Source organism: Achromobacter sp. RT286_PF (assembly GCF_059760425.1).
The window spans coordinates 1-17173 of the sequence record NZ_JCBAMR010000005.1; the positions used below are offsets into that span (position 1 = coordinate 1).

Consider the following 17173-nt stretch of genomic DNA (forward strand, 5'->3'; position numbering starts at 1 on the left):
GCGGCCACCGCCGTGCAAGAGGCCCTGGCCGCGCTGCGCCCGATGGAAACCTATTTTGCCTATCCCGGCGCGCAGCTGCTGCGTGCGCTGGACGAGCGCCTGGCCGAGGGCGACGCCATGGGCGCGGCGCGCCTCATACTGCGCATGAGCAATGCGATGCTGTCGGGCAGCTACCGCTACGACGCCGGCGAATGGAACGTGGCCGAGGACGCCTCGTACGACGCGCCCGACCGCCTGCCCGCGGGCTTGGGCGAGAACGGCGGGCGTCAACCCTATTTCGAAACCCTGTTCGTCACGCCGATGTCGGCTTCGCGCACGGCAGCCATATGCCAGGAGATCCGTCAGTTTCGTCGACCCGACGATGGCTTGATCTATGAGCCCGTTTTAGTCGGCAGCGTGGAAGACGCCCTGCTTGCCACGATCATGAACGGCAAGATCGAAGCCGTGGTGATCTACGAGGGCGTGCCTTTTGCATCCACCCACGAGGCCCCGCTGCTGCGCGATTTTCTGTCGGCCTACCAGCATCTGGATACGCAGCCGGACGACACGCGGCAAGCGGGCGTCAAGCTGGCCCGCTTCATCGCCAACATCCGGCCCGAGCTGGATATCTACCTGCTGACGGATCGCAAGGTCGAGCAACTGGCCGGCGACCCGGCCGCCGCCTGCATCCGCCGGGTGTTCTATGAGGCCGAAGAGCCCATGGAAGTGCACCTGAACATTCTGGAAGGCGTGCGCGACCGCCAGGCCACCCCGCATTTCGACAACCTGAAACGCTATGCGAACCGCCCCATCAGCACGTTCCACGCCCTGCCCATCGCGCGTGGCAAGTCCATCATCAAATCCAACTGGATCCGCGACTTTGGCGAGTTCTACGGGCTGAACCTGTTCCTGGCCGAAACCTCCGCGACCACCGGGGGGTTGGACAGCATGCTTGAGCCCACGGGCAACATCAAGGTGGCGCAGGAGAAGTTCGCGCGCGCCGTGGGCGCTGACCACGTCTACTTCGTGACCAACGGCACGTCGACCTCCAACAAGATGGTTTATCAGGCGGTGACCAAGCCGGGCGACATCGTCATCGTGGACCGTAACTGCCACAAGTCGCACCACTACGGCATGGTGCTGTCCGGCGCGCAACCGCTGTACGTCGAAGCCTTTCCCATGACGGAATATTCGATGTATGGGGCGGTGCCGCTACGCACCATCAAACAGGCTTTGCTGGACCTGAAGGCCGAGGGGCGGCTGGACAAGGTCGCCATGGTGACGCTGACCAATTGCACGTTCGACGGGCACATCTACAACACGCGCCGGGTCATGGCCGAATGCCTGGCCATCAAGCCGGACCTGATCTTTTTGTGGGACGAAGCCTGGTTCGGCTTTGCCCGGTGGTCGCCCTTTCTGCGCCCGCGCACGGCCATGGGCGCGGCGGCCGCCTTGCAACAATGGCGCGACGACCCGGCAGCCACGGCCGCCTGGCAGGCGCAGGTGCGAGAGCTGGGCGACGAGCTGGACCCGAAGGACCCGCGCCTGTTGGAGCGTGAGCTGGTGCCTAACCCCGAAACCATGCGGATACGCGTGTACGAAACGGATTCGGTACACAAATCGATGTCCAGCCTGCGGCAAGGGTCCATCGTGGCGGTTCGCGACGAAGACTACGAGCATCACATTTCCGCGTTTCACGAAGCCGTGTTCATCCATGCCTCGACGTCGCCGAATGCGCAGATCATCGCGTCGCTGGACGTGGCCCGCCGCCAGATGGAGCTGGAAGGTTATGAACTGGTGATGCGCGCGATCGAAGTCGCGTTGGCCATCCGCCGCGAAGTCGCGAGCCACCCGCTGATTTCCCGATACTTCAGCGTGCTGGGCGCCGACAAAATGATTCCGGACGGGTTTCGCGCATCCGGCTTTGTCGACTACCTGCAACCCGGGGCCAACTGGCTGACCGCCGTGAAAGCGCTGAAGGATGACGAGTTCTGCCTGGACCCGACCCGGCTCACGCTGGTGTGCGGCACGGCGGGGTTCGATGGCACGGCGTTCAAGAATCTGCTGGCGTCCAAATACAACATCCAATTGAACAAGACGTCGCGCAACAGCGTGCTGCTGCAAAGCAATATCAACAACACCCGCAGTGATGTCGCCGCGTTGATCAAGGTACTGCTTGAGATTTCAGAGGCCGTCGACGCCCGCCTCAGCGCCGACAACGGCGCCGGCAGGCCGGAGTTCGACGCCAGGGTCAAGGCGCTGATGCATGATGTTCCCAGCTTGCCCAACTTCAGCCGCTTTCACGATGGCTATCGCGATAATCCCGCCAGCAGCACGGCGGAAGGCGACATGCGCACCGCGTTCTTTGCTGCGTACGACGAGGCGGAATGCGAGTACCTGCCCTTGACCAGCCCCACCCTGGACGACCGGCTGGCCAATGGCCCGGAGCTGGTATCCGCGAACTTCGTCATCCCGTATCCGCCCGGGTTTCCCATCATGGTGCCCGGCCAGGTGATCGATTCAGACACCATCGAATTCATGCGCAAGCTGGATGTGAAGGAGATCCACGGCTATCACGCGGCGCGGGGCATCAAACTGATCCGCCTGTCCGCCATCAAGCCGCGCACGGGAGGGGGCCAGCGTTAGGCCGTGACCGCGGCAGTCGCAACCGGGCGCTGCCTTGCGCCCGCTTGCGGCTTGGCGAACGGCCTCAGTTCGCCAGCTTGATGGCTCCGCTGTCCAGCAGCTTCTGCCACTTGGCGCTGTCGGTTGCAATGAACTGCTGCAAGTCCGCGCGCGAGCCGCCCGCCGCAATCATGCCCGCGTTCTCGACCGCGCTCTTGAACGCCGCGGACTGCACGGTTTGCTGCAAGGCGGCGTTCAACTGGTCCAGCACCGCCTTGTCGATCCCGGGCGATGCGGCCACCGAAAACCACTGGCTGGCTTCGTATCCCGCAAAGCCGGATTCCGCCACGGTGGGCACGTCGGGCAAGGCGTCGAGCCGGGCGCGCGTGGTCACGGCATAGGCCTTGAGCGTGCCGGCCTTGATCTGCGGCAATACCGGCGACGACCCCAGGATGGCCAGCGGAATCTGGCCACCCGCCACATCCGACACGGCTTGCCCGCCCCCCTTGTACGGCACATGCACGATGTGCGTGCCCGCGTATTGATTCAGCAATTCGCCCGCCAGATGTTGCGAGGTGCCGTTGCCGGAACTGCCGTAGCTCCAGTTTTCAGGATGCCGGCGCGCATCGGCCAGCACGTCGGCCAATCCGGGCAAGGCGTGCTGCGCCGGCCCGACGACCACCATCGGCCCCTGCGCCATCAGCATCACAGGCGCCAGTTCCTTGCCGATGGCCGGCTGCGGCGTGGGATAGATCAGCGGGCCAGGCACGGTAATCAGATAGCCGTCGCCGGGCTTGCTCCGGGCCACCATCTGAAGCGCGATGGCGCCGGACGCGCCGGGTTTGTTCTCGACCACGACCGTCAGCCCCGTGCGCCGCGCCAGGTCTTGCGCGGCCACCCGCGTCAGCACGTCGGCGGTGCCGCCGGGAACGAAGCCCACAATCCAGTTGATCTGTTTGCCCGGCCAGGGCAGCGTGGCTTGAGCGGAAGCGGCCCCGGACAAGGCCACGGCGCAGGCCAGGCCCGCCCCCGCGATGGCGCGACGAGTGTAGGCGCGACGAGTGAAGGCGCGACGACTGATGAATTTCATGACTTCCCCTTGTGCTTGGCGCCGTCTATCGCGGGCCGTTCATTCCCCGTCAGGCCGACCGGGGGTGGTGTTGGGGTGCTGCGCGCAAGACGCGTTGAAGGCTTGCACCATCTTGAGCATCGGGCCCAGCACCCAGGTATTGAAAATCAAGATATCGCTTTCTTCCTTGGGGTCTTGTTTCAGGTTGAACAGATACGGAGATTCCAGCTTGCCCTTGCCTTCGTTGACCTCGGGCTCCCAATAAAAGTGCAGCTTCCAGTCGCGCCATTTCACCGCGCGCAATTCGTTCTTGATGTAGAACAGAAAGCCTTGCCGCGCCGAGTCCGGGCGCGCGCCGGTAAAAAAATCGGTCTGGTCGATGCCGTCGATGGGCCGGTCGGTGGGCACGGTGGCCCCGCCGATGTGCGACAAGGTCGTGTACAGGTCCGTCACGTGCACGATCTCGTTCGACACTTGCCCCGGCTTGACCTTGCCCGGCCAGCGCATGATGAACGGCACGCGCAGGCTGCCTTCCATGGCGGTGTGATAGGTGCCGCTCCAGGGGCCGGCCGTGCCGCGATAGGGCCGACGATATTCCGGGCCGTTGTCGCTGCAAAAAATGAACATGGTGTTCTCGGCCAGGCCAAGCTGGTCCACCTCGTCCATGACCTGGCCCACGCGATGATCCATTTCCACCATGGAATCGGCGAAGTCGCCCGCGCCGGTACGCCCCGCAAAGTCCGGGTGCGGCAGCGTGGGAAAGTGCAGGTGCACCAGCGGCAGATACAAGAAGAAGGGGCGGCCAGCGCGTGCGTTGTCGCGCATGAAGGTCTGGGCGTGTTGCACCAGGTCCGCATCGATGCCACGACGGCTGTCCAGGTCATACAGCTTCACATTGCTGGACGGCTGCCCGGCACGGCCTTCCATGATGTAGGGCAGCTCGGCCACGCTGGGATCGAAGCCGATGGATGACGTGAACTGGCTTTCGTCGGTAGTGCGCGGAATGCCGTACCAATGGTCAAAGCCGCGATCCGACGGGTAACGTCCCGGGATATCGCCCAAGTGCCATTTGCCGTAATGGGCGGTGGCGTAGCCTTGGCCGGACAGTTGTTGCGCCAGCGTGATTTCGTCGCGGGTCAGCCCTTGCGGCAGGCCCGGCGGCACCGATTGCAGGCAGCCGGTGCGGATCGGGTGGCGCCCGCTCATCAACGCCGAGCGCGTCGGCACGCAATCGCTTTCAACGTTGAAGTTGTGCAGCAGCAGCCCCTGGGTGGCCAGGCGGTCGATGTTGGGCGTGGGCGCGCCGCGCAATGCGCCGCCGCCGTAGCAACCCAGCTCGCCCCAGCCCAGGTTGTCGGCGACGATCAAAACGATGTTGGGGCGGTTTGGCATACGCGCGGCTCTCTATGGGTAGGGGTCTGGGGTATGTCCGGATTCTAGGGTCGGGCGCCGCGCGTAATATTCCAAAAAGTGTGTTCTGGAATTCCTGGCGTTCATGAATCTATCCCTGCGCGATATTGAGTATTTTCTGGCTGCGGTCGAGCACGGCCACCTGGAACGCGCGGCGGCGGCGTGCGGCGTCAGCCAACCGGCGCTGTCCAAGTCGTTGCGGCGGCTAGAGGCCGACACCGGCCTGACCCTGATGCAGCGGCACGGCCGCGGCCTGGCGCTTAGCTCCGAAGGCACGGTTTTTTTGCAACACGCCAAGCGGCTGTGGGCCGAATACCGCGACGCGGTGCGCCACGCCATGGAACTGCGCGTGGGCGAAGCCGGCTTGCTGCGCATCGGCGCCACCGGCGCCACGGTGGACAGCGTGGTCATGCCTGTTCTCAAGCGCGTACTGCCGCGCCGGCCGGCGCTGCGCGTACAACTGGTGCAAGGCCTGTCGGACGATCTGAACGCGCAAGTGGAAAGCGGCAAGCTGGACCTTGCCGTGACCCCGATCTACGCCGACGGCCCGCCTACCCTGCACCACGAAATCATGGTTGAAGACCCGCTGTGCGTGGCGGCAGGCAGGCGCCATCCCCTGGCCGCGAAGGCCCGCGTCCCGCTGCGCGACCTGGCGGGCCAACGCTGGATCTTGCCGCGCCCGACGTCCGTCGCGCGGCAGATGCTGGACGCGCGTTTCGCGGAAGCCGGCTTGGCGTTGCCGGCAGCGGCGTTGGAAGTGGAACATTTCTCCGAAGGCTCGCTGAAGATATTGGCCGACGCCGAGCTGCTGGCCGTGCTGCCGCAAAGCGCGCTGGCCGCAAGCGCCGACGTGGTGGTGTTGCCGGTGTCGCTGGGCCCGCCGCTACGGCGCAGCATCGCCTTGATCTCGCGGCGCGGCACGACGTGGTCGCCGTTGATGGAAGAATTTCGCCAGGCGGTGCTGGCGGGGGGGTGATGTGGCGGGCGCCAAGCGGATGGACGGCGATATCGCTACAATCGCCCCGCCCCCCCTTCCTCGCCTTCGGCCGCCCCGGCCGCATCGCTTAGCTCCCCGCCTCGAGAATTTCATGTTTCGGCAGTTGTTGGCCCTAGTCCTTGGGCCGCTACTCGGTCTGTTCGTTGTCTGTATCGGCAACGCGTTCATTTCCTCCCTGACCTCCCTGCGCCTGGACGCGGCCGGTGAATCGGCCACCGTCATCGGCCTGGTCTCGTCGTCGTACTTTATCGGCCTGACCTTGGGCGCGATCTTCAACGACCGCCTGATCGTGCGTATCGGCCACATCCGCGCCTACAGCAGCTTTGCGTCGCTGATTGCCGTCACCGTGTTGTTGCAGGGCCTGATCTACGGCCCCACCGCCTGGTTCGTGCTCCGCCTGATCAACGGCTGGGCCTGCGTGGGCGTGTTTTTGGTGGTGGAAAGCTGGCTACTCCTGGCCGGCGACCCCAAGATGCGCGGCCGCCTGCTGGCGCTGTACATGATTGCGCTGTATGGCTCCGGCATGCTGGGGCAGGTGCAACTGGGTGCCATCACACAGCTGGGCGACATGGCGCCCTTCATGATCGCGGGCCTGCTGGCGTCCTTGTCCGTCATGCCGATGGTGATCATTCCGCGCATCTCGCCGTTGGTCGAACGCGTCGAACCGCTGATGCCGCAGCATCTGATCCGCATGACGCCCACCGGCGTGATGGGTTGCTTCGGCTCCGGCGTGGCGATTGCCGCCGTATACACGCTGCTGCCGCTGTACCTGCAACGCATCGGCCTGGACGTGGCCGACGTGGGCAAGATGATGGGCGCGGTGATCCTGGGCGCGATGGTGTTGCAATATCCCGTGGGCCGTTGGTCCGACCTGCGCGACCGCCAGGTGGTGCTGATCGCCCTGGCGGTGTTCTGCACCGTCCTAAGCCTGCTGATCCTGCTGCTGCCCGCCGGCTCGCCGCTGTTGATGGTGCTGCTGTTCTTGCTGGGCGGCGGCATCTTCGCGATTTATCCGGTAGCCGTCAGCCACGCCGCCGACCGCGCGCCCGCCGACGCGCTGGTGCGCATGATCCAGGGCCTGCTGCTGATCAATTCCCTGGGCTCGGCCCTCAGCCCGCTGGCAATCTCACAAGTGATGGACAAGTTCGGCGCCGCTGGCCTGTTCTGGTGCTTCACCGCCCTGAACCTGGGCCTGCTGGCCTTCTTCGTGTGGCGACGCGGCGAACGCCCCGCCCCCGCCCCCGTCGCCCCCTTCGCCGCCGCCGCGCAGATGTCCCCGGCCGGCGTGGAAATGCGCGTCACCGAAGACCTGGTGCAAGGCGCGCTGGATCACGAAATGACCGAAGACCTGACCAACGTCGTCCCAGGCACCGACGCCGCCGAACCGGTGCTGTCCGCCACCCCCGAGCCCTACGTCGCCCGATCCGGTGCGGATTAGCCGTCGCGCAGCCTGCCACGACCCAAATGTAACGGTGTCGTAATACCTGAAATATCGTGAAGCCCAGGGGCAAACACGCGCCCTTATACTCGCCAGCGCACGCGGTGGGGCATGGTGGTTTTCCGGCTTGCCGCGTGGGCATGCCGTCTGCCCTACCCGCCTTTGCATTCCAAGAAAACAAAAGGAAAGCGCGACCTTTATGACACCCTCTTCGAAGGCCAACCTGCCCGTTCGCAGCATCCTGGCGAGCTTGCTTGCCGCCGCCAGCGTGACCTTGGCGGCGTCGCCCGTCTTGGCCGCGAACGACGCGCCCGCCCCGATATCCCAAGCCGCCGCTGCCCGCGTAGCGCCGCCGGATGTGCCGTCCATGCTGTACGCCATCTACGACGTAGACGGCAAGGGCGAGACGACTTACGAAGTGGCCAACGGCAGTGTCGCCACGTATTGGTTCGGGCACGCCTTCGAATCCGAGGGTACGCATTACTACACCGGCTTTGCGTGGGACACGGCGGACCGCTACGGCAAGCCGGGTGAAGACGATGTGGGCCCGGGCACCCGGGTCAACCTGACCGAAGCGACCTTCGTGCTGACGGACCCGGCCTCTGAACGGCCCTGGAAGTTTCGCGGCATGGAACCCACCATCGGCGAATTCGGCGCGTACGAACGCGGCGAAGACGTGGACACGCGCCGCAAGCCGCTGGAATTTCGCACGCCCGCCGGCAAGCTGCTGCTGGCCGTGCCCACCACCAATTTCGACAATGGCATCACCAGCACCGGCTACGCGCTGCTGGTCTTCAACCCCGAGCGGCTCAAGGAAGAAGTGGACGGCCACGTCTGGACGTACGTGGGCAGCCTGCTGACCGGCGAGGACAACAGCGCCGCCTGCGCCGACGGCGACGTCATGCCGTGCACGTCCAGCAAGGGCGAGCTGGTGTTTTCCAACGATGGCAAGCAGGACATGCCCACCGTGACCGTCAAACCCAGCGGCACGACGATTTCAGGCCCCAACAAGACGCGTCAGCTGGGCGCGGCGGACATCACGGCTTATGTCTTCGACCCGGCCAGCAAGGCGTACGTCGCGAAGTAAGGCAATGCCGCTGCCCCCAGCGGCAATACCGCTTCAATACCGCTTCAATACAGCTGTAATACAGCTTTCGTACAGGTGCTATTAAGCCCGCCTGCCTACAATTTCCGCATGGAATTTATTCCGCTTTTCGGGTTGGATGTTCATGCGGTTGTTGCAGCAGGCTTTGGTTTCCCAGCATCGGGGCGGGATACGCATTGAGTCCCCGGATTTTCACCACGCAGGCATCGCGCTGCACGAGTTGACGCAGTTCCTGGCGCAGGCCGGCCTGCGTCAGGCAGCGAACTGTTCGGGTTTGACGGGCGCTTCGCCCGGCGCCCATGGCTGGTTGCACCACGCCTTTGCGCAGGCCTACGCCCCGGACCATGACACCACGCAGTTCGCGCGGCAACTGGGCTTGCGCACCGAGACCCATGACGGCGACCTGGACTGCGAAATCCTGCTGGCCATGCTGGCCAGCCCGGTGGCGTTCACCTTTCCCGATGTAGCCGAATTGCAGTCGGCGGTGCGCATCCGCCGCTACATTGTGCAGGCCGCGCGCAAGACCGCGCTGGCCTTCGACACCGAACACGCCGAGCGCCCGGACGATTATTGGACCTACGACGAAGCGCGCGGCTTTACCGTGCTGCCCGGGCGGTCCTTGATCCAGGGCCTGCAAAAGGCCACCCAGCCCGACGCGTCGGGCCAGCGGTACGCGTTTTCCTGCTATCGCGCCACCGAGTACGTGACGGTGCTGGGCATTGCGCAGGAACTTCAGCACGCCAACCCTGAACTTGGCCGCCGGCTTCAGCGCCAATGGGAAACGCGCGCCGTCATGTCGGGGCGCTTTCATGAGGCGTTCCTGCACGAGTACGGGTCGATGGACGCGCCGCTGCCGCAACGCTTCTATGTTCCCGGCGACCGCCTGTGGTTCCGCAACCCCGACGCGGCCTCGTCCGACGTGGAAGGCTTTGAAGGGTCCTGGGTGTTTTATCTGGGCAACGGGCTGTTCAACAATTTCTGGGAGCGCGGCCGCCCCTACACCCTGACGTCCAAGTGCGTGGAGATTTTTCACTGGCGCCATGGCCTGTTCAGGGATGAAGCCGGCACCCCGCGCATGGACGAAGCGATCGTGCAGGCCCGGGTCCGGCAGACCCTGGCGGACCCCGCCGCCACCGCCGCCGTGTTGTCGCGCATGGCGCGCATCCGCGACCCGCAAGGGGTGTACGCCGAAGGCGGTTGCATTGATGCAACGCGTGAGCGAGTGCGGTGGGTGCGGCCGGGCCATAGCGACATCGCGCTGCCGGAATGCCCCGGCCCCGACACCTCCTGGGCCATCGCCGCCTGAAGCCCCTGGTCGGATGCAAACGGCGCGTGCAACAATCGCGCGATGAATGTATTCCTGCTCGGTTTTCCCGCCGTGATGACTGCGGCCATCCTCATTTATCGGGTCGCGCGCCCGCGCCCGGCCGAACCCTATCGCGTGCTTGGATTGCGCGTGGTGACCGGTGGGCTGCTGTATGCCGCCATCGGGCCCCTGATCGGTCTGGCTGTCGTGCCGCTGGTCGTGAAAATTCCGGACAGCCTGCAAAACCTGGAAGGCGTGTGGGCGGCGTATCTATTGGGCGGCCTGCCCGCCCTGTGTTGCGGCATGACGGCGGGCGCGCTGAAGCGGTCCGCGCCCAGCTGGCCGGTGTTCGCGGCCGTATGCGGCGCTGGCGCGCTGTACGGCTTCGTGTTCATGTTGCAGCTTACCGGCGTGGACCGGCTGCGTTCGATCGGTGATTCCTTGCAGATTGGCGCCTTGCCCGGCCTGGTGGCGGCCATCGCGGGTTCGCTTCTTTTTCTTGGCGTACGCCCGAAAAAAGCAACGGCCACAAACTGAAAGTCTGGAAAAACCAAACAGACTTCGTTATTCTGCATTCGCGGATTTCACCATCCCGCCCGCGTCGCCATTCACCGGAACGGCAACGCATCCGAATCCTGCGGCCGCAGACCAGGACTGTCCAACGACATGGCGACACAAAGGAAAGTGAGCTTGCTGGCGGTCCTGATTGCGCTGGCCGTACTCAGCGTAGCGGTGGGCTTTGCCAACGCGTTGGTCGCCGGTTACCAGGTCCAGAAGGCGCAAGCCGTGCGCAACGCGCTGGAATCGAACCGGGCGTACGCCCAGAAACTCTCCGAAGTCATCACCCTGTACCTTGCCGCCGTCCACCGTCAGCTGGACGTGGGCGCCGACGCGTTTACGGCCGGCCAACTGTCCGGGGCGCAGCGGCAAACCGAACTTGCCCGCCTGGCCTCAAGGATCGAAGGCGTTTCGGCCGTCCTGCTGGCCGACGCGCAGGGCACGGTCACGGCGCGCGGCGAGAACAGCCCTGGCACGCTAGCCGCCATCAATAGCCTGAACGATTTGCGCGTTGCGGAACATCGCATCGGCGAATGGGTCCGCCCGTGCTGTCAACCAGACGGTCAGCCCGACGGTCAGCCCGACGGCCGACACGCGACGCTGACGCTGGTGAATCCCCTTCCCGATGGCGGCGCGCTTGCGGCCGTGGTGATCCTGGAACGCGGCAGCCAGATCGACAAGCTGATCGGCCAGCATCCCTATGCCGACGGCACCCAGGTATACCTGGTGAACAGCGCCGGCCAGGCGCTGTACAGCCGCGACGCCAACACGCCCTTGGCCATCGTGCCGGGCAACACCCCCGCCGGCACGCCGACCATGACCGCCCCCGGCTCGGCTCAGGTGACAGACGCCGACGGCCATGTCCTGTTGACCGGCTACGCGCCGTTGGGCAAGGGTAAATGGGCGGTGGTCGTGCAGCGGCCGTTGGACCACGCGCTGTCGCCGTTGAAGGCGCTGCTGTACGAGTCCCTGCGCCTGGCCATCCCCGCCGTGTTGCTGACCTTGATCGCGGTCAGTGCCCTGGCCTACGCCATCGCCCGCCCGCTGACGCGCCTGACCCGCGCGCTGGCCACCCCCGTCGCGGCCGACGCCCCGGGGCTGACCTCCAACGGCCCCCGCGCCTGGTACGCCGAGGCCGATGCCTTGCGCACCGCCCTGGCGGCCCGGCTGGCGCAGCACCGGCACGAAGTCGGCAGGCTGAATACGGAATCTCTGACGGACCCGATGACCGGCCTGATGAACCGACGCGCCATGCGCCTGCGGCTGGATGAACTGGTGGGCGCCGGCACCGCTTTCGCGATCATTGCGCTGGACGTCGACCATTTCAAGCAGATCAACGACACCCACGGCCACCCCACGGGCGATCAGGTCCTGATTGCACTGGCGCGCACGTTGAGCGCCAGCGTACGCCAGCAAGACCGGCCGTTTCGGGTGGGCGGCGAGGAATTCGTGGTGATCGTGCCGGACGCCGCCGAAGCCGTGGCCATGGCCGCGGCCGAGCGCATCCGCGCGGGAGTCGCGCGCACCGACATGCCGCCCGGCGTGGGCCAGGTGACGGTGTCCGTGGGGCTGGCCTTGTGGCCACAAGACGCGGCATCGCCCCAAGCCGCCGTTACCTGCGCCGATCAGGCTTTGTACGCGTCCAAACAAAACGGACGCAACCGCGTTACCCGATGGAATACCCGGCACGTCCATACAACCAACCCCGAAGGCAAGGTGGCAACGTGAGCTATTCATTGATCCTGGCATTGTGCGCAGCCGTATTCTTCTTTCTTCTGCTTGGCGCGATCCGCGTCGGCCGCTACCTGGGCCATCGGCACGACATGGACGAGAAAAGCCGCGCCGGTTCGGCGGCAATCGAAGCGTCGGTCTTCGCGTTGCTGGGCTTGCTGATCGCCTTCACCTTTTCGGGCGCGGCCCAGCGCATGGCCGACCGCCGCAACCTGCTCGTGCAAGAGGTCAACGCCATCGGCACCGCCTGGCTGCGCATCGATATGCTGAACGCGCCCGACCAGCCGCCACTGCGCGACCAGTTTCGCCGCTACGTAGACGAACGCATCAACTACTACCGGCACGTGGCCGATCTGGATCATCGTGACGCCATCGCGGCCAAGGCGTCGGCCTTGCAGAACGAAATATGGAAGACGTCCATGGCGGCTGCCAGGAACGCCGTGCCGCCGTTCGCGGCATCCTACATCGGCGCCGTCAACGACATGTTCGACGTGTCCTCGGCGCAAATCGTCGCGCAGAAGGTGCACCCGCCCGCGATGACGTATGTGTTCCTGGGATTCCTGGCGCTGGTGTGCGCCTGCCTGATCGGCCTGAACCTGGCCAGCGCGCATCGCGACACCCTGCTACACCAGATCATCTATGCGCTGGTCATGACGGCGGCGCTGTACATCATTGTCGACTTTGAATTTCCGCGCATCGGCGTGATACGCATCGACCAAAGCGACGTCCTGCTGATGGCGCAGCGCCAGGCCATGGGCGGCGAGCCATCCGGGGCGCGCCCGTGACACGCGCGCGCGCCCTGTCGGCGCGTGCGTCGGCGTGCGTGGTTGCGGCGGTGGCTTGCGTCGTGGGCCCGGATGCAGGCGCGCAAACGCTGCGCCTGACGCAGGACGACCTGCAAAAGCGCGCCAACGGCGTGCTGGCCTTGATGTCGTATTCCATCGTGCCCGACATTACGACCAGTTCGCTGTCCATTGGCGGCGGCGGGTCCACGTCGGGGTCCAGCGAATTTTTCATGACGCAGCTGGGTGGCGGCGACACCATTTCAAAGTCGGTGCCGATCTACCTGGAAGGGGTGCTGGCCGGCAGCCGCTACGACCCCACCTTCGTGGCCACCCAGGGTACCGAGTCGCGCAACATCCCCACCAAATGGAACAGCCTGTCGGCCACCGGCGGCATCGGTTGGGACTTCAAGCTGACCGACGAGTTGAAGCTGCGACCCATCTTCAACGTTGCGCTGGGCAACGTCACCAGCGACCTGCGCGCGGCAAGCTGGTACGTGGGCCGCCAGACGGGCAAGGACGTCACCTTCCTGGACCGCGGATCGCTAAACGCCTATGGCCTGGGCGGGTCCTTGATGCTGGACTACGAGCATTACCGGCCGGGCTACGAGGTGGACATAGAGCTGCGTTATTCGGACATCCGCCTGAAGAGCTTTGCCAGTTCGGCCGCCGTGCAGGGCAGCGCCATCGCGCAATCGGCCAACCTGTGGGCACGCTACCGGGCACCCACGGGGATCACCCTGCTGCAACGCCCGCTGCGCTATGTGCTGGAGCTGACGCATTCGGAATTCCTGGGCGACCAGCGCGGCGTGTTGGGGTTTGACCGGCTGACGTCGGTGGGCGCCGGGCTGGAGCTTGATTCCAGCGCGTATGACGTCATCATCACCCGCACGCGGTTGGTGGGCCGCTATGTGTTCGGCAACAACGTGTCGGGGTTTTCAGTAGGCCTGGCGGTGAGCTTCTGACGCGCGCAAAGCGGTCAGGCGTCCGCCGCGCCATGCACGGCCAGCGACTGTGCAAGCCTAAGCGCATGCGCCAGGAATTCCGACCCGTCGTCCTTGCGATAGCTGGCGATAACCGGCGACACGAAGCCGTCCCCCTCGATGCGCACGTGCACCACGTCCTGCCGCTGCAAACGCTGCACGGACGCCGGCACCACGGACACGCCCAGACCCGCCGCCACCAGGCCGATTGCCGTCTGCAATTCGTTGGCATCCTGCACGACTTGCAGCGCATGCCCGCCCGCGCGAAACAGCCCCAGCACGTGATCCGCGAAGTTCGGGCGTGGGCGCGCGGGATACAGCACGAAGGGTTCTTGCGCCAGGCGGTCAACGGACACGCTGGCCAGTCCCGCCAAGGGGTGATGCAAGGGCACGGCGGCCATCAGCGGTTCGGTCATCAGCACCCGGCGTTCGATGGCCGGGTCATCCAGCAGGATGCGGCCGATGCCCAGGTCGATGCGCCCGGCCTTCAACGCTTCGATCTGCGGCAGGCTGGTCATCTCGGTCAGGCCCACTTCCACTTGCGGGTCGGCGCTGCGCAGTTGGCGGATCAGTTCCGGCACAAAACCATACAGCGTCGACGGCACAAACCCGATGCCGAACCAGCGGCGCTGGGTCTGGCCCAGGCGGCGCGTGCCTTCCAGCACTTCTTCCAGGCGCGCGGTCAACAGCCGCGACTGTTCCAGTAGAAAGCGGCCGGCTTCGGTCAGCCGCAGCGCGCGCGTGGTGCGTTCGAACAGCACCACGCCCAGTTCATCTTCAAACTGGCGGATCTGGCGGCTAAGCGGCGGCTGGGCGATATGCAAACGCGCGGCGGCGCGGGTGAAGCTGCCCTCTTCCGCCACGGCCTGAAAGTAACGCAAGTGCCTCAGTTGCATGGACCACCTAGACTGGAAAGGTATGAATGGAAACCCATATAGTCTTGGACGCCAAGGAAAAGCACAAGCCATACTGCGAAGATTGCTGGCCCTTCGGCTGGAAAAGTATGAATCCAGCAAGCGTGGGGCCGCCCACACAAAGACAAAGCCGCGCCGCCCGACAAGAGCGCGTCCTGAATAAACCAAGCACCTTGGAGACAACCATGCGCCTGCGCCATGTGATCAAACCCGTAGCCCGCGCCGTCGTGGCCCTGTCGCTGATAAGCGGCGCGTCGGCCGCGCTGGCCGACAGTTACCCCGACCATCCCATCAAGTGGGTCGTGCCGTTCCCGCCCGGCGGCGCCATGGACAGCATCGCGCGCACGTTGGGCGAATCGATGAGCAAGCAGCTCAACACCTCGGTCATCGTGGAAAACCGCGCGGGCGCGGGCGGCAACATCGGTGCGGCCAGCGTCGCGCGCGCCAAGCCGGACGGCTACACGATCCTGATCGTGGCCAACGGCATGGCGGTCAACCCCGCGCTGTACGCGGATTTGAACTACGACCCCATCAAGGACTTTGCGCCGATCTCGTTGCTGGCGGTCGTGCCCAACGTGTTGGTGACCAACCCGGCACGCACGGGCGCGACCAGCGTGCAGGACGTCATCACGAAAGCCCGCGCGCAGCCCAACCACTACACCTACGCATCGGCGGGAGTCGGCACGTCGATTCATCTGGCGGGCGAACTGTTCGTGTCGATGACCGGGGTCGACATGCTGCACGTGCCGTACAAGGGCAGCGGCCCGGCCGTTGCCGACTTGCTGGGCGGCCAGGTGGACTACATGTTCGACAGCATCACGTCGGCCAAGCCGCACATCGCGACGGGCAAGCTGCGCGCGCTGGGCGTCACCACCGCCAAGCGTTCGGCCGCCCTGCCCGACGTGCCCACCATGCAGGAGGCCGGCGTGGCGGGCTATGAACTGATGCCGTGGTTTGCGGCCTTTGCGCCGGCCGGCACCAAGCCTGAGGTGGTGGCGAAATTGAACCAAGCCATGCGCACCGCGCTGGCCGAACCGAAGGTCAAGGCGACGCTGGATTCCATCGGCGCGGAATCGATCGGCAGCACCCCGGACGCGCTGCGCGACCATCTGGCTAAGGAAACAGCGCAGTGGAAGACGCTGGTGAAGGAACGCAATATCAAGATCAACTGACTGGGTCCGCGTCCCGCCCCAAGAAAAACGCCCACGCCGCTTTCGCGTCCGTGGGCGTTTTGCCATCCGTTGATACGGCCTATTCCACCGTCGCTCCGGATTTTTTCACCACTTCGGCCCAGCGCGGAATCTCGGTGGCCATCAAGGCGCGCAACTGGTCGGGTGTGCTGCCGACCAGTTCCATGCCCATGGTCTTGCCCAGCTTTTCCTGCACGTCGGGTTCTTTCAGGATGATGGCGATTTCGGCGGCCAGCTTGTCCAGGATCGGCTTGGGCGTGCCCTTGGGCGCGTACACCGCCTGCCAGGACGCCATCTGAAAGCCCGGCACGCCGGCTTCCTGCATCGTGGGCACGTTGGGCGCGAGCGAAATGCGGTCCTTGGTGGTCACGGCCAGCAGCTTGAGCTTGCCCGTTTGCAAGAGCGGCAGCGCGGCGGTCATCTGGTCAAACATGAAGGTGACCGCGCCCGAGGACACATCGACCATGGCGGGCGGCGTGCCCTTGTACGGCACATGCGTGAGCGGCACCCCGATCATGCTGGAAAACAATTCGCCCGCCAGATGGGTGGACGTGCCCGCGCCGGACGAGGCAAACGTGCGCTTGGCGGGGTCGCGCTTGAGCAGCGCGATCAGATCGGCCACCGAGTTCACGCCCAGATTCGGGTCCACCAGCAACACGTTGGGCAGATACGCGATCAGCGAAACGGGTTCGAAATCCTTGACCGGGTCGTACTTCAGGTTCTTGTACAGGCTGGCGTTGATGGCGTGCGTGCTGATGGTGCCGCCGAACAAGGTGTAGCCGTCGGGCGCCGCCTTGGCCACGTAAGTGGCGCCGATGCCGCCGGCCGCACCGGGCTTGTTTTCAACGATCACGTTCTGGTGCAGGCGGTCGCCCAGTTTCTGGGCCAGCACGCGGCCCACCACGTCGGTGGACCCGCCAACGGTAAAGGGCACCACATAGGAAATCGGCTTTTGCGCGGGCCAGTCGGCGGCGCTTGCCGCGGTGGCCAGCGTGCCCAGGACGGCGCCGGCCAGCAGCGCGGCCAACGCACTGCGTCGTTGCATGTTCATGGTTTGTCTCCTGCCTTGATTTATTGCTTATAGGT

At 65.3% G+C, this 17173-nt stretch carries 14 protein-coding genes; 10 read left to right on the plus strand and 4 right to left on the minus strand.

Annotation, left to right across the window (positions count from 1 at the left end; genetic code table 11):
- Nucleotides 1-2625 (plus strand): decarboxylase (locus AC6LJY_RS06300; RefSeq protein WP_498135512.1); only part of this gene is annotated, 2625 nt, incomplete at its 5' end.
- 64 nt (nt 2626-2689) lie between these two features.
- On the opposite strand, the gene AC6LJY_RS06305 is transcribed toward AC6LJY_RS06300, so the two are convergent.
- Both AC6LJY_RS06305 and AC6LJY_RS06310 read right to left on the minus strand, forming a co-directional pair.
- Entirely contained in the window at nt 2690-3694 is a 1005-nt protein-coding gene (locus AC6LJY_RS06305; RefSeq protein WP_498135513.1) for a Bug family tripartite tricarboxylate transporter substrate binding protein, read from the minus strand.
- A gap of 39 nt (nt 3695-3733) precedes the next feature.
- On the minus strand, nt 3734-5065 hold the full coding sequence (locus tag AC6LJY_RS06310) for an arylsulfatase (protein WP_498135514.1): 1332 nt from the start codon (nt 5063-5065) through the stop codon (nt 3734-3736).
- Nucleotides 5066-5168: 103 nt separating this feature from the next.
- On the opposite strand from AC6LJY_RS06310, the gene AC6LJY_RS06315 reads away from it, so the two are divergent.
- From AC6LJY_RS06315 to AC6LJY_RS06350, 8 genes are all read left to right on the plus strand, one after another.
- Nucleotides 5169-6059, plus strand: a complete 891-nt coding sequence (locus tag AC6LJY_RS06315) for a LysR family transcriptional regulator (protein WP_498135515.1) — start codon at nt 5169-5171, stop codon at nt 6057-6059.
- A gap of 112 nt (nt 6060-6171) precedes the next feature.
- Nucleotides 6172-7518 (plus strand): MFS transporter, encoded by a 1347-nt coding sequence (locus AC6LJY_RS06320; protein WP_498135516.1) that lies wholly within the window; start codon nt 6172-6174, stop codon nt 7516-7518.
- A gap of 199 nt (nt 7519-7717) precedes the next feature.
- The gene (locus AC6LJY_RS06325) at nt 7718-8605 is read left to right on the plus strand and encodes a hypothetical protein (RefSeq protein ID WP_314364324.1); all 888 of its coding nucleotides are present in this window, start codon (nt 7718-7720) and stop codon (nt 8603-8605) included.
- Between the two features lie 136 nt (nt 8606-8741).
- A complete protein-coding gene (locus AC6LJY_RS06330; RefSeq protein WP_498135517.1) occupies nt 8742-9929 on the plus strand; it encodes a TGL-type protein-glutamine gamma-glutamyltransferase in 1188 nt (395 codons plus the stop codon).
- A gap of 42 nt (nt 9930-9971) precedes the next feature.
- Complete coding sequence (locus AC6LJY_RS06335; protein WP_498135518.1) at nt 9972-10466, plus strand: hypothetical protein; 495 nt, start codon at nt 9972-9974, stop codon at nt 10464-10466.
- Nucleotides 10467-10613: 147 nt separating this feature from the next.
- The gene (locus AC6LJY_RS06340; protein WP_498135619.1) at nt 10614-12215 is read left to right on the plus strand and encodes a sensor domain-containing diguanylate cyclase; all 1602 of its coding nucleotides are present in this window, start codon (nt 10614-10616) and stop codon (nt 12213-12215) included.
- Nucleotides 12212-13003 (plus strand): bestrophin-like domain, encoded by a 792-nt coding sequence (locus AC6LJY_RS06345; protein ID WP_314364330.1) that lies wholly within the window; start codon nt 12212-12214, stop codon nt 13001-13003. Before AC6LJY_RS06340 ends, AC6LJY_RS06345 begins: the two co-directional genes overlap by 4 nt.
- A gap of 38 nt (nt 13004-13041) precedes the next feature.
- Nucleotides 13042-13965 (plus strand): hypothetical protein, encoded by a 924-nt coding sequence (locus AC6LJY_RS06350; RefSeq protein ID WP_498135620.1) that lies wholly within the window; start codon nt 13042-13044, stop codon nt 13963-13965.
- 14 nt (nt 13966-13979) lie between these two features.
- Here AC6LJY_RS06350 and AC6LJY_RS06355 read toward each other — a convergent pair whose 3' ends face one another.
- The gene (locus tag AC6LJY_RS06355; RefSeq protein ID WP_498135519.1) at nt 13980-14879 is read right to left on the minus strand and encodes a LysR family transcriptional regulator; all 900 of its coding nucleotides are present in this window, start codon (nt 14877-14879) and stop codon (nt 13980-13982) included.
- A gap of 203 nt (nt 14880-15082) precedes the next feature.
- On the opposite strand from AC6LJY_RS06355, the gene AC6LJY_RS06360 reads away from it, so the two are divergent.
- Nucleotides 15083-16069, plus strand: a complete 987-nt coding sequence (locus AC6LJY_RS06360) for a Bug family tripartite tricarboxylate transporter substrate binding protein (protein ID WP_498135520.1) — start codon at nt 15083-15085, stop codon at nt 16067-16069.
- A gap of 79 nt (nt 16070-16148) precedes the next feature.
- Here the strand turns inward: AC6LJY_RS06360 and AC6LJY_RS06365 are convergent, their stop codons facing one another.
- Nucleotides 16149-17138: a Bug family tripartite tricarboxylate transporter substrate binding protein gene (locus AC6LJY_RS06365; protein ID WP_046806733.1), complete on the minus strand. Its 990-nt coding sequence runs from the start codon at nt 17136-17138 to the stop codon at nt 16149-16151.
- Between the last annotated feature and the right edge of the window lie 35 nt (nt 17139-17173).